The 25,297-nt window shown below is 73.7% G+C and carries 22 protein-coding genes and 2 pseudogenes; 15 read left to right on the plus strand and 9 right to left on the minus strand.

The window, feature by feature from the left end:
* Positions 1–80: 80 nt before the first annotated feature.
* Positions 81–677, plus strand: a pseudogene (locus ABT106_RS17230) (helix-turn-helix transcriptional regulator); the annotation flags it as partial.
* A gap of 231 nt (positions 678–908) precedes the next feature.
* Positions 909–2,168: a PucR family transcriptional regulator gene (locus ABT106_RS17235; protein ID WP_351277803.1), complete on the plus strand. Its 1,260-nt coding sequence runs from the start codon at positions 909–911 to the stop codon at positions 2,166–2,168.
* Positions 2,169–2,184: 16 nt separating this feature from the next.
* On the opposite strand, the gene ABT106_RS17240 is transcribed toward ABT106_RS17235, so the two are convergent.
* From ABT106_RS17240 to ABT106_RS17250, 3 genes are all read right to left on the minus strand, one after another.
* Positions 2,185–2,556, minus strand: a complete 372-nt coding sequence (locus tag ABT106_RS17240) for an ArsR/SmtB family transcription factor (RefSeq protein ID WP_351277806.1) — start codon at positions 2,554–2,556, stop codon at positions 2,185–2,187.
* A 182-nt stretch (positions 2,557–2,738) separates the two neighbouring features.
* Entirely contained in the window at positions 2,739–3,014 is a 276-nt protein-coding gene (locus ABT106_RS17245; RefSeq protein ID WP_351277808.1) for a hypothetical protein, read from the minus strand.
* 100 nt (positions 3,015–3,114) lie between these two features.
* Positions 3,115–3,387 carry a hypothetical protein gene (locus ABT106_RS17250; protein WP_351277810.1) on the minus strand — a complete coding sequence of 91 codons (273 nt, stop codon included), beginning with the start codon at positions 3,385–3,387 and terminating at the stop codon, positions 3,115–3,117.
* Positions 3,388–3,683: 296 nt separating this feature from the next.
* On the opposite strand from ABT106_RS17250, the gene ABT106_RS17255 reads away from it, so the two are divergent.
* Complete coding sequence (locus ABT106_RS17255; RefSeq protein ID WP_351277813.1) at positions 3,684–5,129, plus strand: glyceraldehyde-3-phosphate dehydrogenase; 1,446 nt, start codon at positions 3,684–3,686, stop codon at positions 5,127–5,129.
* Positions 5,130–5,251: 122 nt separating this feature from the next.
* On the opposite strand, the gene ABT106_RS17260 is transcribed toward ABT106_RS17255, so the two are convergent.
* From ABT106_RS17260 to ABT106_RS17275, 4 genes are all read right to left on the minus strand, one after another.
* Positions 5,252–5,896, minus strand: a complete 645-nt coding sequence (locus tag ABT106_RS17260) for an NADPH-dependent F420 reductase (RefSeq protein ID WP_351277816.1) — start codon at positions 5,894–5,896, stop codon at positions 5,252–5,254.
* Between the two features lie 148 nt (positions 5,897–6,044).
* Entirely contained in the window at positions 6,045–6,386 is a 342-nt protein-coding gene (locus ABT106_RS17265) for an avidin-fold protein (RefSeq protein ID WP_351277819.1), read from the minus strand.
* 116 nt (positions 6,387–6,502) lie between these two features.
* Entirely contained in the window at positions 6,503–7,483 is a 981-nt protein-coding gene (locus ABT106_RS17270; RefSeq protein WP_351277821.1) for an alpha/beta fold hydrolase, read from the minus strand.
* A gap of 152 nt (positions 7,484–7,635) precedes the next feature.
* Complete coding sequence (locus tag ABT106_RS17275) at positions 7,636–8,484, minus strand: GntR family transcriptional regulator (protein ID WP_351277823.1); 849 nt, start codon at positions 8,482–8,484, stop codon at positions 7,636–7,638.
* Positions 8,485–8,947: 463 nt separating this feature from the next.
* Here ABT106_RS17275 and ABT106_RS17280 point away from each other — a divergent pair, with 463 nt between their 5' ends.
* Both ABT106_RS17280 and ABT106_RS17285 read left to right on the plus strand, forming a co-directional pair.
* Positions 8,948–10,471 (plus strand): beta-N-acetylhexosaminidase, encoded by a 1,524-nt coding sequence (locus tag ABT106_RS17280; RefSeq protein ID WP_351277826.1) that lies wholly within the window; start codon positions 8,948–8,950, stop codon positions 10,469–10,471.
* 26 nt (positions 10,472–10,497) lie between these two features.
* Complete coding sequence (locus ABT106_RS17285) at positions 10,498–11,934, plus strand: cellulose binding domain-containing protein (RefSeq protein ID WP_351277829.1); 1,437 nt, start codon at positions 10,498–10,500, stop codon at positions 11,932–11,934.
* A gap of 70 nt (positions 11,935–12,004) precedes the next feature.
* Here ABT106_RS17285 and ABT106_RS17290 read toward each other — a convergent pair whose 3' ends face one another.
* Complete coding sequence (locus ABT106_RS17290; protein ID WP_351277831.1) at positions 12,005–12,514, minus strand: MarR family winged helix-turn-helix transcriptional regulator; 510 nt, start codon at positions 12,512–12,514, stop codon at positions 12,005–12,007.
* Positions 12,515–12,615: 101 nt separating this feature from the next.
* Here ABT106_RS17290 and ABT106_RS17295 point away from each other — a divergent pair, with 101 nt between their 5' ends.
* The 10 genes and pseudogenes from ABT106_RS17295 to ABT106_RS17340 all read left to right on the plus strand — a co-directional run bounded on the left by ABT106_RS17295 (position 12,616) and on the right by ABT106_RS17340 (position 22,960).
* Positions 12,616–13,797: a PP2C family protein-serine/threonine phosphatase gene (locus ABT106_RS17295; RefSeq protein ID WP_351277833.1), complete on the plus strand. Its 1,182-nt coding sequence runs from the start codon at positions 12,616–12,618 to the stop codon at positions 13,795–13,797.
* Positions 13,798–13,892: 95 nt separating this feature from the next.
* Positions 13,893–14,339 (plus strand): annotated as a pseudogene (locus ABT106_RS17300) (MarR family winged helix-turn-helix transcriptional regulator); the annotation flags it as partial.
* 313 nt (positions 14,340–14,652) lie between these two features.
* Positions 14,653–15,936, plus strand: a complete 1,284-nt coding sequence (locus tag ABT106_RS17305) for a PP2C family protein-serine/threonine phosphatase (protein ID WP_351277836.1) — start codon at positions 14,653–14,655, stop codon at positions 15,934–15,936.
* Positions 15,918–17,654: a sensor histidine kinase gene (locus tag ABT106_RS17310; RefSeq protein ID WP_351277839.1), complete on the plus strand. Its 1,737-nt coding sequence runs from the start codon at positions 15,918–15,920 to the stop codon at positions 17,652–17,654. The genes ABT106_RS17305 and ABT106_RS17310 overlap by 19 nt, the downstream gene beginning before the upstream one ends.
* On the plus strand, positions 17,651–18,109 hold the full coding sequence (locus tag ABT106_RS17315) for a response regulator (RefSeq protein ID WP_351277841.1): 459 nt from the start codon (positions 17,651–17,653) through the stop codon (positions 18,107–18,109). Before ABT106_RS17310 ends, ABT106_RS17315 begins: the two co-directional genes overlap by 4 nt.
* 28 nt (positions 18,110–18,137) lie before the next feature.
* Positions 18,138–18,515: an STAS domain-containing protein gene (locus ABT106_RS17320; RefSeq protein WP_351277843.1), complete on the plus strand. Its 378-nt coding sequence runs from the start codon at positions 18,138–18,140 to the stop codon at positions 18,513–18,515.
* A 108-nt stretch (positions 18,516–18,623) separates the two neighbouring features.
* Positions 18,624–19,073, plus strand: coding sequence for an ATP-binding protein (locus ABT106_RS17325; RefSeq protein WP_351277845.1), 450 nt, complete (start codon positions 18,624–18,626; stop codon positions 19,071–19,073).
* Positions 19,074–19,195: 122 nt separating this feature from the next.
* Complete coding sequence (locus ABT106_RS17330; RefSeq protein ID WP_351277848.1) at positions 19,196–21,031, plus strand: bifunctional phosphatase PAP2/diacylglycerol kinase family protein; 1,836 nt, start codon at positions 19,196–19,198, stop codon at positions 21,029–21,031.
* Positions 21,032–21,095: 64 nt separating this feature from the next.
* Positions 21,096–22,049, plus strand: a complete 954-nt coding sequence (locus tag ABT106_RS17335) for a YihY/virulence factor BrkB family protein (protein ID WP_351277851.1) — start codon at positions 21,096–21,098, stop codon at positions 22,047–22,049.
* A 62-nt stretch (positions 22,050–22,111) separates the two neighbouring features.
* Positions 22,112–22,960 (plus strand): phosphatase PAP2 family protein, encoded by an 849-nt coding sequence (locus tag ABT106_RS17340; RefSeq protein ID WP_351277854.1) that lies wholly within the window; start codon positions 22,112–22,114, stop codon positions 22,958–22,960.
* A gap of 99 nt (positions 22,961–23,059) precedes the next feature.
* Here ABT106_RS17340 and ABT106_RS17345 read toward each other — a convergent pair whose 3' ends face one another.
* Positions 23,060–25,159: a SpoIIE family protein phosphatase gene (locus ABT106_RS17345; protein ID WP_351277856.1), complete on the minus strand. Its 2,100-nt coding sequence runs from the start codon at positions 25,157–25,159 to the stop codon at positions 23,060–23,062.
* Positions 25,160–25,297: the final 138 nt, after the last annotated feature.

Below are 25,297 nucleotides of genomic sequence, written 5' to 3' on the forward strand. Positions count from 1 at the left end.
GCCGAAGCGCTCCGGACCCGGGTGGCCAATGATCAGGTGCAGCTCGGACAGGTCTGCGACGGCGGTCCGGAGAACCAGTTGCCGCACTGGTTGCGGGCGAGCGGGCCCACGCGCGCGCCGCCGTCGAGGAGTTCGCCGTCTGGGCGGCCCAGGGATGCGACCCGCCGGCCCCGGCGCAGCTCGCGCGCTGCCGTGCCCTGATCGCCGTACCGGAGGAGGCCGACGCCCTCTACGCGCTGGCCCTGGTCCGGCACGAGTGGGCGGGCGGCGACTTCGAACGGGCCCGCACCCAGTTGCTGTACGGCAAGTGGCTGCGCCGCCGGCGCCGGCCGGGCGAGGCCAGGAGCCGGCTGCGGGACGCCCGCGTCGCCTTCGAGCGCTGCGGCGCCCCCGCCTGGGCCGAACAGGCCCGGGCCGAACTGCGGGCGGCGGGCGAGGCGCCCGCTCCGGCGCCGGCCGACGCCTCGCCGGTGGCCCGCCTGACGCCGCAGCAGCTGCGGATCGCGCGCTGCGTCGCGGAGGGTGCCACCAACCGTGAGGTGGCGGCGCGTCTGTGCGTCAGCCCCCGGACCGTCGACCACCACCTGCGCAACGTCTTCGCCCTCCTCGGCGTGCGTTCGCGGACCGAGCTGGCCCGGCTGATCGACCGCGCGGAGAAAGGGCGCGCACACCCCTAGGGGGTCTCGTCGAGCGCGCTCGACGCCGGGCGGCGCCCGCCACGCACGCTCGCCGCGTCGTCGGACCACACCGGTACGCCCGGTACGAGGTGCGGCCCTCCGGCAAACCTTTCCGGTCGCAGCACTGGGGACCGACCGGGCGGTATGCCATTCTTCGGGGGCCACGCAGTCCCGGCGCGGAGGGCGGGACGCCCCCGCGCCGGAGCGAGCCGACTCCGGTGGAGGACCGCGATGCCGCACGCCGCACGATCGGGGGTCCGGGCCCTGCCCGGGCCGCCGCCCGCCACGCCGCCCGCCCGTTCCCTCGCCACCGCGGAGGCGCTGACCGTCCTGCACCGGGCGGCCCGGGCGCTGATGGACGACCTGCCGGACCTCACCGACCGGCTGGTCGCCGCCCTGAAGCGCCACGAACCGGCGTACCGGGCCGCCATCGAGACCGACGCCGCCGAGGTCTGGCAGGAGGCCCACCGGTCGCTGCGGCACAACGTCGGCTCCCTGATCCACCCCAGGGAGTCCCGCGACGCCGCCCGCCGCTGCTCCTGGCGGATCGGGGCCGTACGCGCCGAACAGGGCCTGCCCCTGGACGCGTTGCTGCACGCCTTCCGGCTCGGCGGCGGCATGGTCTGGCAGGGCCTGATCGAGGAGTCGGCCCGGCACGACCCCGATGACGTGCGCCTGCTCGTCCACGTCGCGGCCGACGTGTGGAACTTCGTGGACGAGCACTGCGGGCTCGTCGCCGACGGCTACCGGCAGATGGAACGGCAGCTGACCTGGCGCCGCGAGAACCGGCTGCGGCTGATGACGGCGGCGCTGCTCGACGGCACGACCCGGATCGCCGACCTGCCCGAGGTGGCCTGCGCGGTCGACCTGCCCGAGCAGGGCCGGTACGCCGTCGTCCTGGTCTGCGGCGGCCACCGGGCCGCGTACGCGGGAGGCCCGCCGCCCGAGGGGCCCGCGGGCACCCGCGTGGTGTGGCACAGCGCCGCGGACGCCGACCACGGCATCGTCCTGATCGGCGACAGCGGCCTCGACGAGCTGGCCCGTCACATGAGCGGCCCGCCCGGCGCCCGGATCGGCATCAGCTCGGCCGTCGAGGGACTGGCCGCGGTCGGGGACGCCCGCAGGCTCGCGGAAACCGCCCTGCGGGCCTGCCCGGAGAGCGGCGGCACCGTCCTGCTCGACGACCACCTGCCCGCCGCGCTCCTCGTCTCCGCGCCGGGGCTCGGCGCGGCGCTCGCCGAACGCGTACTCGGCCCGCTGCTGCGGCTCGATCCGGGCGACCGGGACCTCCTGCTGGACACCCTGGCCGCCTGGCTGGACTGCGACGGCTCGGCGCGGCGGGCCGGTGCCCGCCTGTACTGCCACCGCAACACGGTGCTGAACCGGCTCCGGCGCTGCGAACAGCTCACGGGGCGGTTCCTGTCGCGGCCCGCGGACATCGTGGAGATCTCCCTCGCCCTGACGGCCCGCCGCCAGCTCCGCATCACCTGAGGCCAGGGGGGCCGGTTCAGCCGGCCGGCGCGAGCAGCCGGCCCATGGCCGCCAGTACGGACGGATCGACGCGGTAGTACACCCAGGTGCCGCGCCGCTGGGAGGTGAGCAGGCCCGCGTCCTTGAGCTTCTTCAGGTGGTGGGAGACGGTCGGCTGGGAGACGCCGACATCGGAGATGTCGCAGACGCACGCCTCGCCGTCCTCGTGCGAGGCGATGGCGGAGAACAGCCGCAGCCGTACCGGGTCGCCGAGCGCCTTGAACATCCTCGCCGTCCGCTGGGCCTCCCCGGCGGTCAGTGGACGCTCGCCGAGCGGGGGGCAGCACGGCCCCTCGGGGTCGTGTTCCGTCATCGGTTTCGGATTCGGCGGGACCTTGGTGCGCGACATCCCTTTATGTTGACATGTGTCGAACCAGTGAGGTGGACGGTATCGAGCCAGTTTTGGTGTGGAGTCCGCCGAGGGCCACCCCTGGCCGTGCCCGGTGTACCGGTGGCCGGCGGGGGAGAACCCCGAGGCGGGGCGCTCGGGGACCCGTACCGCCGGCTCGGGGGGTGGTCCCCGACGGCCCCCTAGCGGGGTTCGTGGGGCGCCGCCAGGCAGGCGCCGGTCGCGGCGCCGCCCGGTACACCGGCCGCGGCCAGCCCGCTCTTGCAGCCCTGGAGGTCGCTGACGACTCCCTGGTAGCACGCCGTACGCACCGAGTCGGTGACCGCGACGCCGGCTTGCTCGACCATGTGCGTGCAGGCCGGGATGTCGGCCCGGGCGGTGGGAGCGGTGAGGGCGGCGCCGCCCAGCGTGAGGGTGAGGCCGGTGAGGACACCGGCAGCGCGAGTCCACCTGCGCATCGGGACGCACCTGCTCTCCGGATCGGAGGCGGGTCCGGAACGAGGTCGCTCCGGCCCCGCGTCGGGAGCGGCGCCGAGTGCCCCTGCGCCGCTCGGAGTTCTAGTTGACGGCCACCCGGCAGGCGGTCGCCCCGGTCCCGTCCGTCACACCGTTCTCGGTCAGGCCGGACACGCACCGCTCGTGGTCGCCGGTCAGTCCGACGTAACACGCCATCCTGACCGAGTCCGGGGCCTCGCCGCCCTGTAGCTCCCGCTCGACCTGGTTGATGCAGGCCGTGACGTCCGCGTGGGCGGCGGGGGCCGTGAGGGCCGCGCCGCCGAGGGCGAGGGTCAGGCCGGTGAGGACTCCTGCGATACGGGTCGACGTGCGCATGGGACGCACCTGCTCTCCGGGATCGTCGCGCGGCCCGGGACCCGGTGGTGCCGGATCCGCGCGGAAACGGCGCCGAGCGCGTGGCGGTCGTCGAGCGGCCGCCGGGCCCGGGTCCCCGTACCCGACCTGCTCGGCAGGTTCCCCTCCTTCCTTCGACGCTAGAACAGCCCCGTGCCGGACGCACCCGCTGGGGCCGCGCCCGCACCGGCCGGCGGCCGCGCCGGGTGGCCCGTTTCAATGATCAAAGGAGGGTCGGGTTAGCATATGAGCGCCGCCTAGCTCGAAAGATAAAACCTGTGACTGTCAATGACGACTCGTTCACCAACTGGAAGAACCGCGAGGAGATCGCGGAGTCGATGATCCCCATCATCGGGAAGCTGCACCGGGAGAGGGACGTCACGGTCCTGCTTCACAGCCGCTCCCTGGTGAACAAGTCGGTCGTCAGCATCCTCAAGACGCACCGGTTCGCCCGGCAGATCGCCGGTGAGGAGCTCTCGGTCACCGAGACGCTGCCGTTCCTGCAGGCCCTCGCCACGCTCGACCTCGGTCCCTCGCAGATCGACATCGGCATGCTGGCCGCGACGTACCGTACCGACGGCCGGGACCTCTCGGTGGCGGAGTTCACCGCCGAGGCCGTCATCGGCGCCACGGGTGCCGACAAGATCGAGCGCCGCGAGTCGCGCGACGTCGTCCTCTACGGCTTCGGCCGTATCGGCCGCCTCGTCGCCCGCCTCCTCATCGAGAAGGCCGGCTCCGGCAACGGCCTGCGGCTGCGCGCCATCGTCGTCCGCCAGGGCGGCGACCAGGACATCGTCAAGCGCGCCTCGCTGCTGCGCCGCGACTCCATCCACGGGCAGTTCCAGGGCACGATCACCGTCGACGAGGCGAACAGCACGATCATCGCCAACGGCAACGAGATCAAGGTGATCTACGCCAACGACCCGTCCGAGGTCGACTACACGGCGCACGGCGTGAAGAACGCCATCCTCATCGACAACACGGGCAAGTGGCGCGACCGCGAGGGCCTCTCGAAGCACCTGCGCCCCGGCATCGACAAGGTCGTCCTGACGGCTCCGGGCAAGGGCGACGTGCCCAACATCGTCCACGGCGTCAACCACGACACGATCAAGCCGGACGAGCAGATCCTGTCCTGCGCGTCCTGCACCACCAACGCGATCGTCCCGCCGCTGAAGGCGATGGCGGACGAGTACGGCGTCCTGCGCGGCCACGTGGAGACCGTCCACTCGTTCACCAACGACCAGAACCTGCTGGACAACTACCACAGCTCCGACCGGCGCGGCCGTTCGGCGCCGCTGAACATGGTGATCACCGAGACGGGCGCCGCCTCCGCCGTCGCCAAGGCGCTTCCCGACCTCAAGGCCAGGATCACCGGCAGCTCGATCCGCGTCCCGGTCCCGAACGTCTCGATCGCGATCCTCAACCTCCGGCTCGCCCGCGAGGCCACGCGCGAGGAAGTCCTCGACTACCTGCGCAACGTCTCCCTGGCCTCGCCGCTCAAGCGTCAGATCGACTTCATCAGCGCCCCCGACGCGGTCTCCAGCGACTTCATCGGCTCGCGCCACTCGTCGATCATCGACGCGGGCGCCCTCAAGGTCGAGGGTGACGACGCGATCCTCTACCTCTGGTACGACAACGAGTTCGGCTACTCCTGCCAGGTCATCCGCGTGGTCCAGCACGTGTCCGGGGTGGAGTACCCGACCTACCCGGTCCCGGCGGTCTGACCGGAGAACGCTCCGGCCCGACGGCTGCGAGGCGGTAGTGGGGCGGTGACCGGTGCCCGAGGGGCGCCGGTCACCGCCCGTTCGCGTGGTGCCGCCTTCCGCGCCGTGACCCTTCCGGCGGGTCAGGCGGGCGGAAGGACCCGGGCGGCTGGAGCGGCGACCACGTTGATGTTGAACGCGTGGGACCCCAGGCCGCCCGCGATGCCCATGAAGAGCAGGGCGAAGTGCTCCTGTCCGCGTGCCGTGACGATGCCACCGATGTCCAGCTGCGACGACGCGGGCCAGCCGAGGTCGGTGAGCAGCCGGCCGGCCGTCCCTTTGGCCTCGGCGTCGTCGCCGGAGAGGAAGACGGTGCTCGGGCCGCCGAGACCGTCCGGGGCGGTCATCACGGTGGAGTCCATGGTGCACAGCGTCTTGACGACGGGAGTCAGGGGGAACGCCTCCTGGATCTGTTCGCCCAGGCTGCCGTTGGGGTGCGAGAGCTCGGTGAAGTCGTCGGAGAGGCCGACCCCGACATCGATCAGCAGCGTGCCGGCCAGCGCCGGTGCCCCGATGGAGTGCAGCAGCTGCACGGAGACGTCCCCCGGCGTCGCGTTGACGAGCACCTCCGCGTGGGCGGCCGTCTCGCTCAGGTCCGCGACCGGGAGCCCGAGATCCGTCCGTTCCCCGGGACGGCGCGAACCGAGGAGTACGTCGTGTCCTGCGGCGCGCCAGCCGTGGGCCAGTGCCCGGGCGACGTTGCCTGTGCCAAGCAGTCCTATGCGCATGCCACGACGCTAACCGCCGCCCCGCCCCGGGGAATCGGGCCACGGGCCCGTACGGACCGGCACCAAAGACGTAGGTCCGCGTGGTGGGCGGATTCCCGTCCACCCCCGCACCCCCCCCCGCACCCCCGCACGCTCCGCTGCGGAGGCTTCAGGCCGGGAGTTGTTCGACCACGCTGGTGCCGCTGCCCTCCCGGGACTCCCACGTCCACGTCTCCTCCAGGCGCAGGCGGCCGTCGGGGAGCTCCGTCACCAGGGAGACGCAGTGCCCGGACGCGGTCGTGCCGTCCGTGCGGAGCTGTACGTAGCGGAAATCGAGGGTGTCCGCGGTCCGGGTGCCGACCAGGTAGCCCGTGACCACGTCCCCGCCGGAGTACTCGGCCCGGACGCGGCCGTCCCGCTCGTGGTACTCGAACCGGGTCTGCCGGCCGACCTGGCCGGGTGCCTGGTCGGCCACGGGGGCGAAGACGAGTCCGTCGAGCGAGCTGGCCATGGACGACTCCTGGGGGAAAACCGGCCGGGACGGGCACACCCGCCCGGCGGCGCGTACGGTCCGGGCCACTCTAGGCCGTCCCGCCCGGGCGCCGGGCGCCCCGGCCCCCGCCGGGCTCAGAGGGACAGGGAGCCGAGCCAGTCCGTCAGGATCCGGTTGGTCTCGGCGGGGCGCTCCTGCTGGATCCAGTGGCCGCAGCCTTCGAGCACGTGGGAGGCGCGCAGGTCCGGGAGGGTCGTGGCGAACGCCTCGACGGCGTCGGACAGCCACGACACGGCGAGGTCCGAGCCGCCGGCGACGAACAGCGACGGCTGGGTGACCGGGGCGCCGTCGAAGCGGGCGAGGTCCTCCCAGTCCCGGTCCATGTTCCGGTAGCGGGACAGGGCCCCGCTCAGGCCCGTCCGCTCGAACTCCCCGGCGTAGAAGTCGAGATCGCCCTCACCGAGCCACGCCGGACGGGGCCCTGCGGGGAAACGGTCGCGCAGCGTCCCGCCGCGGCCGACGAAGTACGGGCTGGGCGCGCCCGGCGCGGGCATGGTGTCCGCGGACAGGGCGGCGTAGAAGCCGGCGAGCCAGCCGCGGACGTCGGGCTCGATCTCGGACTCGGCGCGGCCGGGCTCCTGGAAGTAGGAGACGTAGAACTCCTCCTCCCCGCCCATCGCCTCGAAGACCTCGCTCGGCCGCGGTCCGCCGCGCGGGACGTACGGCACGGAGAGCAGGCCCACCGCGTGGAAGACGTCCGGCCTGAGCAGGGCGGAGTTCGAGGCGATGGCCGAACCCCAGTCGTGGCCGACGATCGCCGCGCCGCGCTCGCCCAGCGCCTCCACCACCGCGACGGCGTCCTCGACCAGTTCGAGCATCCGGTACGCGTCGGTGCCGCCCGGCCGGGAGGAACGGCCGTAGCCGCGCACGTCCACGGCGACCGCGCGGTAGCCCGCCTCGGCCAGCGCCGGCACCTGATGGCGCCAGGAGTACCAGGACTCCGGGAAGCCGTGCACGAGCAGCACCAGCGGTCCGCTGCCCTGCTCCACGAGGTGGATCCGGCCCGCGGGCGCGGTGACCAGGCGGTGGACGGGGGCCGTGGACTGCTGCGACATGATTCCTCCGGGAGTTCGGGGTCCGCCGTGCCGGCGAGGCTGAAGCCGATCATCCGGGGAACGCCGGAACACGTCGCGTCCGTTTGCCGTTCCGGCAAAAGGGGCCGCGGTCGGCTCCGCCGTCCTTCCGTGCCCGTTCCGCCGCCGTGCCGTCAGGCGCTCGTGTGGATGTCGCCGGTGGTGGTGGACGTGATGATGCCGCGGCGGCCCAGGTCGCCCGGGGGGATGCCCGGATGGTGGCCGGGACGGGGGGCGCCGGGGACGGTCGCCCCGAGGGCCAGGCGCGAGACGATCCGGTAGCGGTCGCCGCGGTAGACCGAGTGCACGTACTCCACGGGCCGTCCGGTGGAGTCGCTGGTGAGCCGCTCGATGAGAAGGGCGGGGGAGAGCACCGGCACGTCCAGCAGGCCCGCCTCCGCCTCGTTGACCACGGTCGGCTCGATCGACTGCTGCGCTTCGTGCACGTAGACGCCGTGATGGTCGCGCAGGTGCTCGTAGAGGTCGCCCGCCTCCAGCTCGGCGGGTGTCAGCGCCGGTATCAGGTCGGCCGGGATGTGCAGGTGCTCGATCGCCATCGGCGCACCGTCCACGAGGCGGAGCCGGGCGATGTAGAGCAGCTCGGCCCCCGGGGAGATCCGCAGGCGGCGCCCGATCCGGGCACCCGCCTGGATGGCCGAGTGCTCCAGCACCCTGCTGGACCAGTGGCCCGCGGCCTGCCGTACGGCGAACGGCGTCTCGCCGGAGGAGAGTTCCTGCGTGATCTTGGCCGGGGCCACGAACATGCCGCGCCCGTGCTCCCGTACGAGGGCGCCGGTGGCGACGAGCTCGTCGACGGCCGCGCGCAGGGTCGGGCGGGAAACCTCCAGGGTCGCGCACAGGGTGCGCTCGGACGGGATCGCGTCCCCGGGGCGCCGGATGTCGATCAGGCCCAGCAGGTGTTCGCGCACCCGCTCCCGTTTGAGCACCGACCCCGGTGCGGGTGCCCGGACCGGGGTCGGCACGGATCCTGTCGTCCCGGGTCCCGGGACCCCTCCAGGGGAGTTCTCTCGCACGGTTCGCCCCTTGCCATCTGGTCATCTGTCCAACTGGTCAGATGAATCTAAGCATTCAGGTCCCCCACCCCGCGAGGTTCGGGTCAAAAATCCTGCCGGCGGGGAGGGTTGACGTGATGACTGGGCCATGTCACCTTCTAGCCACCCAGCTGACCACCTTGCCAATTGGTCAACTCGCTTGGTTCCGCCGCGCGTTCAGAACACGGGGTGATCCGTGAAGATCCGCACCATCGCCGGCCCGTCGGCGCTCCTGTCGGCCGAGGCAGCCGTCTCCGCCCGGGGTTCCCCGCCCGAATCCCGTGGCCCCCGCCCTCCACGCCGCCCGTCCCGCCCTCCCCACCACCCCGTCAGCCCGCCGCCCAGGCCGCCCCGTTCCACCGGGCGCCCGACCAGGTGAGGAGCCCCCCGCCGCATGTCCCGTCAGTCCGCCATCGCGCTCGTCCCCCGCCCCGACTCCGTCACCGCCCTGCCAGGCCGCTTCACCCTCGACGCCCTCACCGGCGTGCGGGCCGGTCCGGGCGCCGAAGCCGCCGCCGACCTGCTGCGCGAGGTGCTCGCCCCCGCCACCGGGCTCCCCCTGCCGCCGCGGTCCGACGGCCGCGTCGTCCTCCTGCTCGACCCCGCGCTCGGCGGCCTCGGAGCGGAGGGGTACGGGCTCACCGTTTCCACCGAGGCCGTCGTCCTGCGCGCGGCCCGCCCCGAGGGCCTGCTCCGCGGCGTGCAGACCCTGCGCCAGCTGCTGCCCGCCGAGGCCCTCGCCGCGAGTGCGCGGCGCGGATCGGCATGGACCCTGCCCTGCCTGCGGATCACCGACCGGCCGCGGTTCGCGTGGCGCGGAGCCATGCTCGACGTCGCGCGCCACTTCCAGCCCGCCGCGTACGTACGCCGCTTCGTGGACCTGCTCGCCCTGCACAAGCTGAACGTGCTGCACCTCCACCTCACCGACGACCAGGGCTGGCGGATGCCGGTGTCCGCCTATCCCCGCCTCACCGAGGTCGGTGGCCGGCGCACCGAGAGCGAGGGGGACGGCCTTCCCCACGCGGGGGCGTACTCCCGCGCGGACCTCGCGGACCTCGTCGCGTACGCCGCCCGGCGCGGAGTGTCGGTGGTCCCCGAGATCGAGATGCCCGGCCATACCCGGGCCGCCCTCGCCGCCTACCCGCACCTCGGCAACCGCCCCGGCACCCGCCTGGACACCTGGACGCGCTGGGGCGTCTGCCCGAACGTCCTCGGCGTCCACGACGAGGTGCTCGCCTTCTGCCGCACCGTGCTGGACGAGGTGACCGACGTCTTCCCCGGCCCGTACGTGCACCTCGGCGGCGACGAGTGCCCCCGCGCCGAATGGGAGGCGTCTGCGGCGGCCCGGGCCCGGGCAGCCGCGGAGGGGCTGGCCGGACCGGCCGCCCTGCACGGCTGGTTCATGCGGACCGTGTCCGCCCACCTCGCGTCGCTCGGCCGCCGCCCGCTCGGCTGGACCGAGACCGGCGCCGAACTCCCCGCCGCCTTCACCGTGCTGCCCTGGCGCGACCCCGAGCACGGCCGCAGGGCCGCCCTGCGCGGGCACGACGTGATCATGGCGCCGTTCCGCTCCACCTACCTGGACTACCCGCAGTCCGCCGACCCCGGCGAACCCCGGGGCCAGGACGGCGTCCTCGACCTGCGCGGCGTCTACGACAACGACCCCGCTCCCGCGCACTGGGAACCGGAGGCGGCCGGCCGCGTGCTCGGCACGCAGGCGCAGCTGTGGACGGAGTACGCGCGCACCCCCGCGCAGCTCGAGTACCTGGCCTTCCCCCGCCTCTGCGCCCTCGCCGAGACCGCCTGGTCGGCGCACCGCGACTGGCCGGGCTTCCTGCACCGGCTCGACCGGCACCGCACCCGGCTCGCCGCCCTCGGCGTGCGCGGCCGATCCCCGCACACCGTTCCCGCCCCGTGATCCCCCCACCCCGAGAGGAACGCACCATGCGAACCCCGAACCGACGCACCTCCGCCGCCCTGGCCCTGGCCCTGACCGCAGGGCTCGGCGCGGTGGCCCTGACCGCCCTGCCCGCCGGCGCGGCCGCCGACTCGGTCAAGGTCCAGTACCGCACCAGCGCCGGCGGGGCCACCGCCGACCAGGCCGAGCCCTGGTTCAAGGTGGTCAACGACGGCACCTCCGCCGTCGCCCTCAACCAGGTGACGCTCCGCTACTACTTCAAGGCCGACGGCCCGAACACCCAGTACCGCTTCGCCTGTTCCTGGGCGGTCAAGGGCTGCGCGAACATCACCGGCACCTTCGGAACCCTCACCACGCCCACCGCCGGCGCCGACCGCTACCTGGAGATCTCCTTCACCGCGGGCGCCGGCTCCCTCGCGCCCGGCGCCGACACGGGGGACATGCAGCTGCGCTTCCACCGCGCCGACTGGCAGACCCTCAACCAGGCCGACGACTACTCCTTCGACGCCTCCCGCACGGCGTACGGGGACTTCGGCAAGGTCACCGCGAAGCTGGGCGCCGCCACCGTCTGGGGCACCGCGCCCGGCGGCAACACCCCCGACCCGGAACCCACCCCCACCGGCCCGACCCCCACCCCCACCGATCCGGGACCGGCCGGAGCCACCCTCTTCGACGACTTCACCTACACCTCCCACACCGACCCGGCCATCGCCGCGCACGGCTGGAGCGTCCGCTCCAACGCGGGCGGACCCGGCGTACCCGGAGCCACCTGGGCGCCCGAGAACGTCACCTTCGCCGTGGAGGCCGGCAACTCCGTCATGAACCTGAAGACCTCCACGGCGGGCACCGGCGAGAGCACCCGCCACACCGAAGTCCTCACCCGGGCGACCAAGTTCAAGAACGGCACCTACGCGGCCCGGGTGAAGTTCTCCGACGCCCCCACGTCCGGCCCGGACGGCGACCACCTCGTCCAGACCTTCTTCACCATCAACGACCTCAAGGCCCCGATGGCCGACGACTACGCCGAGTACGACTTCGAGTACCTCCCCAACGGCGGCTGGGGCGAGCCCGCGAACATCCTCTACACCACCTCGTGGGAGACCTACCGCCCCGACCCGTGGGAGGCCGTCAACCAGCACTCCGAGGTCCGCACCAGCCACGCCGGCTGGCACGACCTCGTCCTGACCATCGACGACAACGCCCTCACCTACTACGTCGACGGCCGGCTCTTCGGCACCCACGACGCCCGCTACCTCCCCGAGCGCCCCATGTCGATCAACTTCAACCAGTGGCTCATCGACCTCAACGGGCAACCCGGCACCGCTCCCCGCTCCTACGACCAGAAGGTCGACTACGTCCTGCACGTCAAGGACCAGGTCCTCACCCCCGCCCAGGTCGCGGCCAGGGTCGGCGCCTACCGCACCGCGGGCACCGCCTTCCGGGACACCGTCCCGAACGGCTGACGCCCCCCGGCCGGCCGGCGCTCCGCGGCGTACGACGCCCCGGGGCGCCGGCGCGCGTCCCGGGGCCCGCTCAGGCGGTGCGGGACCGCGCGGACTCCGAGTGCCCCGCGGCCGGCAGCCGCAGCGGCCCGGCGACAGCGTCGAGGAAGTCCGCCAGGCCCACGGCGAGCGCGTCCCGGGAGGCGGCGGGCATCGCGGCCATCGCCTCGGTCAGGGCCTCCTGCCTGCGCAGCCGCAGGTCCCCGAGGTACGCCCGGCCCCGCCCGGTCAGCTGGAGCTGTAGCTCCCGACGGTCGGCGGGGCTCGGGTTGCGTTCCAGGAAGCCGATCGCCTGCAGCCGGTCGCACAACCGGGTGACGGAGGGGGGAGCCGCGCCGAGCAGCCTGCCCAGCGCGCCCGGGCTGATCTCCTCGTTCTTCTCGATGATGAAGAGGACCCGCGCCTGCGCGGAGGAGACCGGAGGCGCGCTCACCGTGTCCCGGCCCCGTTCCCAGACGATCTCCAGCAGCTCGATCAGCTCGCCGACGTCCGCGGCCGCGGACGCGACCGGCCCGGAGGGGCGGATCGGGCTCTGGCGCATGTGACACTCCCTACCGGACGTACGAGTCGCCCGAGCCGTCCCGGTCGGCGGCCTCGTGGCTCCCCATAGTGACAGTTTCGAGAGAGGCAGGACCCAGGCCGGTGTCCAGACCCGAGGGAGTGGAGCGCATTCTGCGGAATGCCGCGCCGCACGCGCTGTTCGACCAGGTCCGCGACGTCCTCGCCCAGAGGTACGGAGCCCACGCCGTCGAACTCCTGATGGCGGACTACGCCATGACCAGGCTTCAGCCGGTGACCGACCTCCCGGACACCGCCGAACCGCTGTCCGTGCACGCGAGTGCCCCGGGCCGCGCCTTCGGCGCGCAGGAGGCGTACGTCGTCACCGACCGCGCCGGTGTGACCGTGCACCTGCCGGTCAGCGTCCGGGGCGACCGCCTCGCCGTTCTGAGCGTCGGCCTTCCGGTGGACGCCTACGCCCCGGACCGCCTGGGCGAGCTGCAGGACGTCGCCGACGCCCTGGCCCACGAGATCCTCGTCGCCGAGCGTGACACCGACGTCTTCCTCCGGGCGCGGCGGGCCACCCGGCTCACCCTGGCCGCGGAGATGCAGTGGCAGCTGCTGCCCGGCCGCTCCTGCTCCCGCCCCGAGTACGACCTCGGCGGACAGCTGGAGCCCGCGTACGCCATCTTCGGCGACTGCTTCGACTGGTCGACCTCCGCCGAGCATCTGACGCTGACGGTGAACAACGGCATGGGGGAGGGGATCGACGCCGCCCTGTTGACCAACCTCGCCGTGAGCGCCCTGCGCAACGCCCGCCGGGGCGGCCTCGGGCTCGTGGACCAGGCCAGCCTCGCCGACCAGGCCGTCTACGGCCAGCACCAGGGCCGGCAGCACCTCGCCATGCTCCTGATGCGCTTCTGCCTGCCGACCGGCGAGGTCGAGATCATCGACGCCGGCTCGCCCCGGATCTGGCGGCTCCGGCAGGGCGTGGTGGAGGCGGTCGAGCTGGAGGCCCAGCTGCCGCTGGGCATGTTCGAGGACACCGTCTACACCGTCCAGCACTTCCGGGTCCTGCCCGGGGACCGGCTCTTCTTCCTGAGCGACGGGGTCTACGACGTGGCCTCGCCCGGCGGCGAGCGGTACAGCGTGCACGCCCTGGCCCGGGCGGTCACGAACACCCGGCTGCTCCCGCCCTCCCAGGTGCCCCGGGCGATCCTGGAGGAGCTCGCCGGGCACCGCGGGCAGATCGACGCGGAGGACGACGCCATGGTCGTCTGCCTCGACTGGCACGGCCGCCCGGACACGGCGCTCCCGCAGCCGTAGCCGCCCCGCCGCGGCACCCACCGGGCCGGTGACCGGCCGAGATCGGGCCGGTACGGCAGCGACATACGGCATCAGCCGGTGGCAGAGTGGGCCGTATGGCGCCTCGCAGTGGTCGAAACGGCGCGGACGGGCACCCCTCCGCGGCCGTCAGTGCCGCCGCGGAACTCCTCGAAGTGCTCCGGGCCCGCGGTCAGGACGGCGCGGGGACCGCGGTCTCGCCCTCACAGCTGAGGGCCATGCTCGTCATCGAGACGGGCGACGGGATCAACCTGCGGACCCTCGGCGCCGTACTGGGCTCCCGGCCGCCGTCGGTCACGCGGCTCTGCGACCGGATGGCGGCCATGGGCCTCCTGGAACGCGCCCCCAGCCGCACCAGCCGCCGGGAGGTCGAGCTGCGCCTCACCCCGCGGGGCCGGGCGCTGCTGGAGGAGCAGCGGGCGATCCGCGTGCGCGAGATGTCGGTGGTGCTGGACCGGATGCCGGCGGCGGCCGTCGAGGCCCTCATCGTGGGTCTGGCCGGCTTCCGGGAGGCCGCGGGCGAGGTCTTCGGCGCCCCGGCGGACGTGACTCCGGACACGGCCGGGCGAGGTTCCGCCGTCCCGGAGGGAGTGGGCCGGGAGCAGGCCGGGCCCCGGGGATCCGGCCGGACAGCGGCTCCCGCGGGGGACTCCGAGGACGCCTGGGGTGAGGTCCGGGCGGAGGGGGACGGGGGCGACGCCGCCTGTGGGGGAGGGCGAGGATAATTGACCAGTTAAAATATTGCCTAACGGCAAATGATCACTCTAAGCTCGCCCCGGACGTAACAGGCGCCCGCAGGGCGTCCGCGCTCTCTTGCTGAGAAGGGAAACGAACGCCATGGGGAGCGCACTCGGCCTGGGCTCGCAGTATCCCGCCGACCACGCGAGACCGCCCGCGGCGCACCGGCCGCGGCAGGCCACTTCCGTCGAGCGCGATCACTTCGAGACGCTCTGGAGCGGCCTGCCGCCCCACGTCCTGCTCATCGAGGACGACGAGGGCGACGCGCTCCTGGTCGAGGAACTGGTGGAGGACAGCGGGGTCGACGTCCGCCTCGGACGGGCCCGCTCCCTCGCCCACGGCCTGTACCAACTGGAGACCGAGCGCCCCCAGTGCGTCCTGCTCGACCTGCACCTGCCCGACGCCCAGGGGCTCGACGCGCTCAACAAGGTGCTGGCCAAGTCCGCCGAGGCCGCCGTCGTCGTCCTCACCGGCCTCTCCGAGGAGCAGGCCGGACTCGCGGCCGTCGCGGCCGGCGCCCAGGACTACCTGGTGAAGGGCCGCCTCGAAGCCGACGTCTTCATGCGGGCCATCCGCTACGCCGTGCAGCGAAAGCAGACCGAGCTCGCCGCGGCCGCCCTCCAGACCGGCCGGCTGCGCGCGGAGGAGAACGCCCGCCTGGAGCGCGGCCTCCTGCCGACGCCCCTGCTGCTGGACGACACCGTCTCGGTGTGCGCCCGCTACCAGCCCGGCCGCGCCCAGGCCCTCCTGGGCGGCGACTTCTACGACGTGGTCCAGACCGCAGACGGGGCCACGCACGCCGTCGTCGGGGACGTCTCCGGTCACGGACCGGACGAGGCGGCCCTCGGCGTCTGCCTCCGCGTGGCGTGGCGCGCGTTCGTCATGGCCGGCGCCCGCGGTCAGGAACTGCTCGACCTCCTGGAGCAGATCCTGGTGGCGGAACGGTCCGGACCCGAGATCTTCGCCACCCTCATCGCCGTGACCCGCCGCCCGGGCGACCCCCACATCTGCGTCCGGCGCGCCGGCCACCCCGGCTTCCTCGTCCGCTCCTCGGCGGGCGTACGGCTGGAAGCGGTCGCGGGGGGCCCGGCGCTCGGCATCATGCCGGACTGGGACTCGGAATGGCCCGTGACGCAGATCCCGGTCGAGCCCTCCGGCGCCGTGATGCTCTTCACCGACGGGCTGATCGAAGGCCGGACCGGCCCCGGCTCCCAGCGCCTCGACGAGCACGGCCTGCTCGACATCGCCCGCCGGCACACCAACCTCCCCGCCGACGCGTTCGTCGACACCCTGATCCACACCGCGCAGACCCTGGCCGCGGACTGGGGCGGCCTGGCCGACGACGTCGCCGTACTCCACCTCGAATGGAACACCTCCCCGTGACCTCCCCGGAACAAGCAGACCCGCCGCCCGCCCCCAGCGCCCGCAACCGGTCCGGCCGACGCGGACTGAGCGTGCAGGCGTGGTTCATGACCGCGCTCGCCCTGCTCTCCGTCATGGTCCTCACCACGGCCGGGGTGGGCGCGGCCCTGCTGTCGAACACCACCGCGGCGGGAGACCGGATCGTCGACGGGATCGCTCCGGCCCAGCGGGACGCCCTCCGGCTGGAAGCGGCCCTGCTCGACCAGGAGACCGGGGTCCGCGGCTACCTCCTCGCCCGCGACGCCGCCCTGCTGGAGCCGTACGAGCGCGGCATGGCGGCCGAGTTCGGCGCGTCGAAGCGCCTCGCGATGCTCCTCGACGACGAGGACGCGGCGCAGGCCGACCTGAAGGCCGTGGAGGACGCCGCGCGCTCCTGGCGCGACGAGTTCGCGGTCCCCGCCGTCGCCGCGGTCCGGGCCGGGGGCACCGGTCCCCCCGTCCAGGACGGCAAAGCGCGCTTCGACGAGGTGCGCCGGCACCTCGACGCCCAGCAGACCCGGCTGGGCCAGATCCACGCCGACGCGCGCGAGACCTTCGGCGAGGCGCGCTCCGAGCGCGACCGCATCTTCCTGGCCGTCGTAGCGTCCTTCCTGCTGACGGCCGTCTGCCTCGCGATCCTGCTCCACATGGGCGTCGTACGGCCGCTCGTCGCGGTGCGCGCCGCGTCCCGCCGGGTCGCCGAGGGGAAGTTCGACGAGGAGATCCCCGAGCGCGGGCCGGCCGACCTGCGCTCGCTCGCCCAGGCGGTGGAAGCCATGCGCCGCCGCACCGTCGAGGAACTGGAAGCCTCCCAACGCAACGCCGAGGAGCTCAAGCGCTCGGCCGCGGAGCTCGACGCGCAGGCGGTGGAACTGCGCCGCTCGAACGCCGAGCTGGAGCAGTTCGCGTACGTGGCCTCGCACGACCTCCAGGAACCGCTGCGCAAGGTCGCCTCGTTCTGCCAGCTGCTGGAGAAGCGCTACGGCGACGTGCTCGACGAGCGGGGCTCCCAGTACATCGGGTTCGCGGTCGACGGCGCCAAGCGGATGCAGGTGCTGATCAACGACCTGCTGACGTTCTCCCGGGTGGGCCGCGTGCAGGACGCGCGGATGACCGTCGCCCTCGACGGCGCCCTCGACCGGGCGCTGCGCAACCTCACGGCCGCCGTCGAGGAGAGCGGGGCCGAGGTCGTACGGCCCGACGCGCTTCCCGAGGTGGAGGGCGACCCCACGCTCCTGACGATGCTCTGGCAGAACCTCGTCGCCAACGCGGTCAAGTTCCGGGCGCCGGGCCGGGCCCCGCGCGTCGAGATCGAGGTCCGGAGCGAAACAGAAGAGGACCCCGGTTTCCACACCTTCGCCGTCACCGACAACGGGATCGGCATCGCCCCGGAGTTCGCCGAGAAGGTCTTCGTGATCTTCCAGCGGCTGCACGGCCGGGAGGCGTACGGCGGCACCGGCATCGGCCTCTCGCTGTGCAAGAAGATCGTCGAGCACGCGGGCGGCCGCATCTGGATCGACACCGCCCGCACGGAGGGCACGCGGATGCTCTTCACCCTGCCCGTACGCGGCACGGACGGGCCGGCCCCCGAACCGGCCCCCGGTGCCGCCCCCGCATCCCCCTCCGTGCCGGTCCCGGCCCGGACCCCGTCCTCGTCCCAGACCGCCGAACCCGCGGCCGCGGAAGGAACCACCCCATGACCACGCCCACCCACGGAGTCCAGGCGCAACCCGCGGAGGTACTCCTCGTCGAGGACGACGCCGGCGACGAGCTGATGACGCGCGAGGCGTTCGAGGACAACAAGATCGGCAACAACCTGCACGTCGTGCGGGACGGTCTGGAAGCCCTCGACTTCCTCTACCGCCGCGGCGAGCACGCCGGCGCCCCCCGCCCCGACCTGATCCTCCTCGACCTGAACCTGCCCAAGTACGACGGCAGGCAGGTGCTCGAACAGATCAAGACCGACCCCGAACTGAGCCACATCCCCGTGGTCGTCCTCACCACGTCGGCGGCCGAGGAGGACATCCTGCGGAGCTACAAGCTGCACGCCAACGCGTATGTGACGAAGCCCGTGGACCTGGACCAGTTCATCCGGGCGATCCAGCAGATCGACGACTTCTTCGTCACCGTGGTGAAGCTGCCGCGGTCCGTCTGACATCACGCAAAGAAAGAGGTGGGGAACCATGGACACGCACCACGCCGGCACGTACGGCGCCGACGCGCGCAACAGCGTCGAGACGCGGACCGAGGGCGACGTGCGCGTCGTCGTGATGGCGGGCGAGTTCGACATGGACGGGGTGGACGAGCTGCGGACGGCCCTGGACCCCGAGGCCGACGGCGTCGCCCGGTTCGTCCTGGACGTCTCCGGAGTGACCTTCGCGGACTCGACCGCGCTCAGCATCATGCTGCAGCCCGCACTGAACCGGCCGGTCGTACTGGCGGGAGAGATCCCGAACCGGCTGGGGCGGCTGCTCGAAGTCACGGGCGCCGACCGGGCCTTCGCCGTCGCGCCGACCACGGCCGAGGCGATGGTGCTGATCGTCCCGCCGCGGCGCCGCTGAACACGGAGCGTCAGCGGACGACAGCGATGTTTGCCCGTGCGATTGCGGGGGCGCGTACGGGGCAAACGGTCACGGTCTGGACGTGACGAGACGGCTGAGGAGGTGAACGTGCGAACCGTGGACAGCGGACCGGCCCACCCGGTCCCACGGACCGCCATGCAGGCGAGGGACCGTGTGCAGTCGCTCATCGAATCGTCCGGGATCCTGCCGGACACATCCGGTCCCCCCGGGGAGGACGTGCTGAGCGACGCGCTGCTCGTGACCTCGGAACTGGCGACGAACGCGATCCGCCACGGCGGCGGGATCGTCGGCTTCAGCGCCTCCGTGTCGGCGGACGGGCTGCTGCTCGCGGTCGCCGACGCCAGCGGCGACCACCCGGTCACCCTGGTCCGGCAGCCCGGAACCTTCCCCGTGGGCGGATTCGGCTGGCCCCTCATCTGCCGGCTCGCGCGGCGCGTACGGATCCTGCCGGCGCAGCCCGGCGGCAAGCGCATCGAGGTCCTCGTGCCGCTGGACGGCGCCGACAGCCCCCCGGTACGGATCCCGGAGCGGCACTGACCCGCGCGCCCGGACCGGGCGGCACGAGCGGCCGAAGCGGTCCGTCGGCCCCGGCGCACACACCGCCGCGGCCACCCCGGAGCGCCGCGCATCTTTCGGCCGGAACGGGCAACACGTGCCCCATGAAGCGAAGATACGGCGCGCCCGCGCGGGGGACCTGGCCGGTGCTGCTCCTTCCGGTCCAGACCGCCCTGATGGTGGGTCTCGGGATACTGGTCACCGGACCGGCTGCCGGCCACTGGCCGTTCTCGGCGGAGAACCGCGCCAACCAGGACCTGGCCGAGCGGCGCGCCGCGCCGGTCACCGGCGTCTCCGAATGGTTCTCCGCGCTGGCCGCCACGGAGACGGTCATCGGCGTGACCCTGCTGTGCATCGTGGCGCTGCTGGTGCTGCCCCGCGTCGCGTGGCGTACCGAGGCCCTGTTCCTGGGCGCGTCGGTCGCCGCGCAGTCGGCGGTGTTCGTGGTGGTGACGATGTTCGTGGAGCGGCCGCGCCCCGCCGTCCCACGGCTGGACGGGGCCCCACCGACGTCGAGTTTCCCCTCCGGGCACGTCGGCGCCTCCGTCGCGCTCTACGGTGGCCTGGCCGTCATCGCGCTGCTGCGGATGCGCGGACCCTGGCGGTACGCCGTCTCTGGCGCCCTCCTGCTCGTCCCGCCCGCCGTCGGCATGTCCCGGATCTACCGGGGCATGCACTTCCCCACCGATGTGGTGGGCGGCCTGCTCAACGGCGCGGCGACGCTCCTCGTCATCGGTTTCGCGCTGCTCTACGGCCGGGACTCCACCAAGCCGGCCGAGCCCGGGAAGTCCGCGCGATCCGCCGATTCGACGGGGTCCGCCGATTCGACGGGATCCGCCGAATCGGCGAAGCCGGAGAGTTCCTCTTCCGGGGCTTGCGCGGACTCCGCTGCCACCGCGGGCTCCGACCGCCCGGTCCTCGTGGTCCGCCATTCGCTCGGCTGCCCGGACGAACTGGCGGACCGGGTGCGCGCCGTGCTCACCGCGCGCGGATACCGCGAGCAGCGCTGGATCCCGACCTCGGCCGAGCGCCCCTGCGGGGCCCTGGCCGAGGAACTCGCCGCGTCCCCGCCCGCCCTCGTGGTGGTCTGCGGAGGTGACGGCACCCTGCGCGCCTGCGCCGACGTCGTGGCCGGTACGGGTATCCCGCTGGCCGTCGCCCCCTGCGGCACCGGCAACCTCCTCGCCCGGAACCTGGGCCTGACCCTGGACCCGGCCGGCGCCCTGGACGAGGCCCTGGCCGGTGACAGCTTCGGGATCGACGTCGGCCGGGTCGAGGGCGACGGCCTCGCGCCGACCCGGTTCACGGTCATGGCGGGTGCCGGGTTCGACGCCGCGATGGTCCGGGACGCCTCGCCGTGGCTCAAGTCCCGGCTGGGCTGGGCCGCGTACGTACTCTCCGCCCTGCGGCACCTCGGCGACCCGGGCATGCGGCTGTCGATCCGGATCGACGGCGGCCGCCGCCACCGGCGCCGGGCCCGCATGGTCGTCATCGGGAACGTCGGCACCCTCCAGGGCGGCCTGCCGCTCCTGCCCGGCGCGCGACCGGACAGCGGACGGCTGGAGGTGGTGCTGTTCGACCCCCGCGGCGTCCTCGGCTGGTTCACCGCGGCCGGACACCTCGCCGCCCGGATCCTGCGCGGGCGCCCCCCGCTGCGGCGAGCGGTGCCGGCCCAAGCGGGCGGGCACCGCGAAGCCGGCGGCGCGCTGGAGTACTTCAGCGCCACCCGCGTCGACATCCACTGCGCGGTTCCCCAGCCCCGCGAGATCGACGGCGACGTCGTGGCCGACGGCACCCGGCTGACCGTGGCGGTCGAGCCCGGGGCCCTGCGGATGTTCCTGCCCCGCGCGCCCTCGGCTCCCGGCGGGGTCCCCGGCCCCGCGACAGCCGAAGACCGCACCGGCCGCCGCCCGGCCGCCCCCGCGCACCAGCCGCGCTGACACCGCCCACGAGCGGCCCGGCACACCGCCGACCGCAGGAAACCGTACGAGGAACAGGGGAACGATGGGCACCGCACGACGGGTACCGCAACGGCACGACGTGGAGGGCGAGGAACTCTCCGGCGACGAGGCGTGGACGGCGCTGCGCCGCTACGGCAGCTGGAGCCTGGCCCGCGACTCGTTCGTCCGCTTCCGCTACGCCGACGGGTTCAGCCACGCCCGCGCGCTCGCCCTCCAGACGGTCCTGTCCATCGTCCCCCTGGCCATCGCCGCCGTCGGCCTGTCCGGCGTCCTGCACACCGAGGACATAGGCCGCATAGCCGAACTCACGATCCGCCGGCTCACCAGCGGTCCGGGCCAGGCCGTGGTGGACCAGGCACTGAGCGAGAGCCGCCGCCACGCGGGCAACGGCGGCCAGGCGGCGCTCTGGCTGGGGCTGCTCTTCTCCCTCTCCAACGTCACCACGGGCCTCTGCCAGGTCGAACGGGGCGCCAATCGCATCTACGGCAACGAACGCGACCGTCCCTTCCTCTCCAAGTACGCCCGCGGCCTCGTGATGGCCGCCCTGGCGGGCTTCCCGCTGGGGCTCAGCTTCATCCTCACGGTCCTGGGCTCCCACCTGACGCACGCGCTGGCGGAGGTCTACCGGCTCAGCCCGGCCACCGTCCAGGCGTGGGAGATCCTGCGCTGGCCCGTCGGGGTCCTGCTCGCCGTGCTCGCCACGAGCGCGATCTTCCGCCTCTCGCCGCGGCGCCGCCAACCCGGCTACACCTGGCTGGCGTTCGGGGCCGTCGTCTACCTGCTGCTGTGGAACCTGGCGACCTGGGGGCTGAGCGTGTACGTCGGGGCGAGCAGCTCGTTCACCAGCGTCTACGGGCCGCTCAGCGCGATCGTGTCGCTGCTGCTCTGGTCCTACCTCACCTCGATGGCCCTCTTCCTCGGCCTCGCGTTCGCCGCCCAGCTGGAAGCCGTACGGGCGGGAGTGCGGGAGCCGGTGAAGGCCGACCCCGGGGTCTGACCCCGCCCGGCGCCCGGTCCCGTACCGGGGCCTCCACCGCGAACGAAGGGAGCGTCGCCACCATGGCACAGCGCACCGAACACCCCCGACGACGTCTTCTCCGGAGCCTGGTCTCCCGGCACTCCGGCCCCGACGTGACCTTCGGCAGGAGGCTCGTGCTGGCCGCGGTCGCGACGGCCGCCGTGTCCGTGCCCTTCGCCCTCGCCCTGGTCCTGGTCGAATCCCAGTGGGCTCCGCTGCACCGCCTCGACCGGAACACGGCCGAACGGCTCCACGCCACCGCCCTCGATCACCCGGGCTGGGTGCGCGTCCTTGAGGCCCTCACCGGCATCGTCTGGGACCCGGTGACGATGCGGCTGCTCGTGGCGCTGCTGGTGCTCTGGCTCCTGATCCGCCGCGCCTGGCGGCTGGCCGCCTGGGCCGGCGTCACCGCGGTGGCGGGCGGCCTGACCGGTCTGCTGGTCAAGGTGGTGGTGGAGCGGGCCCGGCCGCACCTGGCGGACCCGGTCTCCCACGCGCCCGGCTACTCCTTCCCCTCCGGCCACGCGATGACGGCGACGACCACCTGCGCCGTGCTGCTCCTGGTGCTGTTGCCCCTGGTGCCCCGCGCGTGGCGCCCGCTGCCCTGGGCGCTCGCGCTGGTGTCGGTGGCCGGAGTCGCCTACACCCGCGTCGCGCTGGGCGTGCACTGGGTCAGCGACGTCGTCGGCGGGGTGCTGCTCGGTCTCGCCGTGGTCACCGCGACGACGCTGGTCTTCGAAGCCTGGCGGGCCGACACCGGTCGGCTCCGCACGACGGTGACGGAGGGGCTGGAGCCGGAGATCTCGACGGCCGACCCCGAACCGCCCGTGCACGTACCGGACACGGCGCCGTCGGAGCCCCGCGACGAGGCCACCCGGCCCGTACGCTGACCGGCCCGTACGCCGCACCCTTCGCCGGACGGGACACCGTTCGGAGCGGGCCGGGCGCCCCGCCGGTCTTCGACCACCCGAAGGCCGATGTCGCGGCACTCACCCCACGGCGGGGAGGCCGTCCGGGCCGATGCGGGCGACGAGGAGGGCGATGTCGTCGTCGGCGGACGCCGGCACCAGATGGGTGATCAGCGAGTCGCACAGGTGGTCCAGCGGCTGGTGCGGTTCGGTGAGCAGGCCGGTCAGCTCGGTCAGGCGCTCGTCGATGTCGCGGCTGCGCGCTTCGATCAGGCCGTCGGTGTAGAGCACGAGGACGCTGCCCGGCGGCAGTTCGAACTCGGTGGTGGTGAAGGCGACCCCGCCGACGCCCAGGGGAACGCCCGGCGGGGTCTCGATCAGGCGGACGGTGCCGTCGGGCTCGGCCACGGCCGGGGGCGGGTGCCCGGCCCGGGTGACGGTGCAGCGGCCGGTGACGGGGTCGCAGACCACGTACAGGAACGTGGCGAGCATCGGCTCGGCCAGGTCGGCCAGGGTCGCCTCCAAGTGGTGCAGCAGCGCCGTGGGGGGCATGTCGAGGCGGGCCAGGGCACGGACGGTGGCGGAGAGGCGCCCCATGACCGCGGCCGCCGCGATGCCGTGGCCCATCACGTCCCCGATGAGGAGGGCGGCCCTGCCGCCGCTGAGGTGCAGGACGTCGTACCAGTCGCCGCCGACCTCGTTGACGTCGCTGGCCGGCAGGTAGCGGTGGGCGATCTCGATGCCGGCGGGCGGGGTGACGTGCTGGGGCAGCATGCTGCGCTGGAGGACGACGGCGGTCTCGTGTTCGTGGTGGTAGAGGCGCGCGTTGTCGATGCTGATGGCGGCGCGCGCGCCGAGTTCCCCGGCGAGGGTGACGTCGTCGGACCCGAACGGGCCGACCGGCCGGGTGCGGTAGAAGGTCGCGATGCCGAGCACCACGCCCCGGGCGACGAGCGGGATCGTCAGGAACGAGTGCACGCCCGCCTCCACCAGCTGGGCGGGCTTGGGGGAGTGTCGCGCGGCGGGGGCGACGGACCGCTCGTCGAGGCGGGCGATCAGGAAGGGCCGGCGCTCCGACAGGGCCTGGGTGTACGGGGCGGCCGCCGGAAAGGTGAGGGTCCTGCCGCGCGGCGCCAGGATGTGGGTGACGGCGGAGCCGGTCAGCGGGGCCTTGCCCAGGCGCCGCAAGGCGATGCCCCCGGTCAGCCCCGGGCCCGGCTCGCCGCCGTGCGCGAGGGTCTCCAGGACGTCGACGGTGACCGCGTCGGCGAGGTGCGGGACGGCGAGGTCGGCCAGTTCCTGCGCCGTGCGCTCCAGGTCGAGGCTGGAGCCGATGCGCGCGCTCGCCTCGCTGAGCAGCGCCAGCCTGCGCCGTCCCGCCTCGGCCTCGGTGTGGTCGTGCTGCTGCTCGGTGACGTCGAGGAGGGAGGCGATGACACCGATCGGCCGCCCGCCGGGGTCCTGGACGCGTACGTAGGAGCAGGACCACACGCGGTCGTGATCCGGATCGGCCGGTGTGCGGCCGGTGCGCCGCCGGTTTAGGACCGGTTCGCCGGTCTCCAGGACCCGGCGCATGGCCTCCTCCATCTCGCCCGCGTTCACCTCGGGCAGCACCTCGGCCAGGCGCCGCCCCACGTGGGCGGACTCGGCGAGCCCGTTCATCGCTTCGAGCGCCGGGTTGACCTGCAGGAAGCGCAGTTGGGTATCGAGGACGGCGATGCCCACGGGGGAGCGGGCGAACAGCCCGTCCCACACCGCCGAAGAGCCCCGGATGCGCCGCGCCGCGTGGGCGTCGGCGGCGAACACCAGTACCGCCGAGGCGCCCGGGCGGCGGTCGGTGACGGGGCACGCCCAGATCTCCAGCTCCAGCGGGTGGCCGTCGCGGTGCCAGGTGGTGACCGTCCCCATCACCCCGCGGCCGGTGGCGGCCGTCTCCCAGAGCGAACGGCCCAGACTGCGGTCGGCCCCCGGGTGCAGCAGATCGGAGATGTGCCGCCCGAGCACCTGGGGCGGGGCGTAGCCCAGCAGGTCCTGCGCGCCGTGGTTCCAGCGCACGATCTGCCCGTCGGCGCTGGTGGCGACCAGCGCGACGGGCAGGGCGCCCAGCCATCCTCCGGCGTCCTGGGCGGCGCCGCTGATCAGATCCTGCGGCAGGTCCCCACGCATCGCGTCCTCACGCATCGCGCACCCGCCCCTCACCCGGCACGGCGGGCAGCTGTGCTTCCTCCACACCCTCATCGTCGCCCTGGCCGTGCAGGGGCGCACCCCGGGTGCGGCGGCCGGAGGACGGGGCCTGCCCGTCCGGCCGGGAGCGTGCGT

It is taken from the genome of Streptomyces sp. NPDC002044 (genome assembly GCF_040296725.1).
GTDB lineage: Bacteria > Actinomycetota > Actinomycetes > Streptomycetales > Streptomycetaceae > Streptomyces > Streptomyces antarcticus.

Bases quoted from the DNA above. Each gene is read 5' to 3' on its own strand.
- ABT106_RS17280 (WP_351277826.1), top strand. From the start codon at position 8,948: ATGTCCCGTCAGTCCGCCATCGCGCTCGTCCCCCGCCCCGACTCCGTC.
- ABT106_RS17305 (WP_351277836.1), top strand. From the start codon at position 14,653: ATGGGGAGCGCACTCGGCCTGGGCTCGCAGTATCCCGCCGACCACGCG.
- ABT106_RS17250 (WP_351277810.1), bottom strand. From the start codon at position 3,387: ATGCGCACGTCGACCCGTATCGCAGGAGTCCTCACCGGCCTGACCCTC.
- ABT106_RS17315 (WP_351277841.1), top strand. From the start codon at position 17,651: ATGACCACGCCCACCCACGGAGTCCAGGCGCAACCCGCGGAGGTACTC.
- ABT106_RS17290 (WP_351277831.1), bottom strand. From the start codon at position 12,514: ATGCGCCAGAGCCCGATCCGCCCCTCCGGGCCGGTCGCGTCCGCGGCC.
- ABT106_RS17265 (WP_351277819.1), bottom strand. From the start codon at position 6,386: ATGGCCAGCTCGCTCGACGGACTCGTCTTCGCCCCCGTGGCCGACCAG.
- ABT106_RS17345 (WP_351277856.1), bottom strand. From the start codon at position 25,159: ATGCGTGAGGACGCGATGCGTGGGGACCTGCCGCAGGATCTGATCAGC.
- ABT106_RS17260 (WP_351277816.1), bottom strand. From the start codon at position 5,896: ATGCGCATAGGACTGCTTGGCACAGGCAACGTCGCCCGGGCACTGGCC.
- ABT106_RS17270 (WP_351277821.1), bottom strand. From the start codon at position 7,483: ATGTCGCAGCAGTCCACGGCCCCCGTCCACCGCCTGGTCACCGCGCCC.
- ABT106_RS17310 (WP_351277839.1), top strand. From the start codon at position 15,918: ATGGAACACCTCCCCGTGACCTCCCCGGAACAAGCAGACCCGCCGCCC.
- ABT106_RS17340 (WP_351277854.1), top strand. From the start codon at position 22,112: ATGGCACAGCGCACCGAACACCCCCGACGACGTCTTCTCCGGAGCCTG.
- ABT106_RS17320 (WP_351277843.1), top strand. From the start codon at position 18,138: ATGGACACGCACCACGCCGGCACGTACGGCGCCGACGCGCGCAACAGC.
- ABT106_RS17240 (WP_351277806.1), bottom strand. From the start codon at position 2,556: ATGTCGCGCACCAAGGTCCCGCCGAATCCGAAACCGATGACGGAACAC.
- ABT106_RS17335 (WP_351277851.1), top strand. From the start codon at position 21,096: ATGGGCACCGCACGACGGGTACCGCAACGGCACGACGTGGAGGGCGAG.
- ABT106_RS17330 (WP_351277848.1), top strand. From the start codon at position 19,196: ATGAAGCGAAGATACGGCGCGCCCGCGCGGGGGACCTGGCCGGTGCTG.
- ABT106_RS17245 (WP_351277808.1), bottom strand. From the start codon at position 3,014: ATGCGCAGGTGGACTCGCGCTGCCGGTGTCCTCACCGGCCTCACCCTC.
- ABT106_RS17235 (WP_351277803.1), top strand. From the start codon at position 909: ATGCCGCACGCCGCACGATCGGGGGTCCGGGCCCTGCCCGGGCCGCCG.
- ABT106_RS17285 (WP_351277829.1), top strand. From the start codon at position 10,498: ATGCGAACCCCGAACCGACGCACCTCCGCCGCCCTGGCCCTGGCCCTG.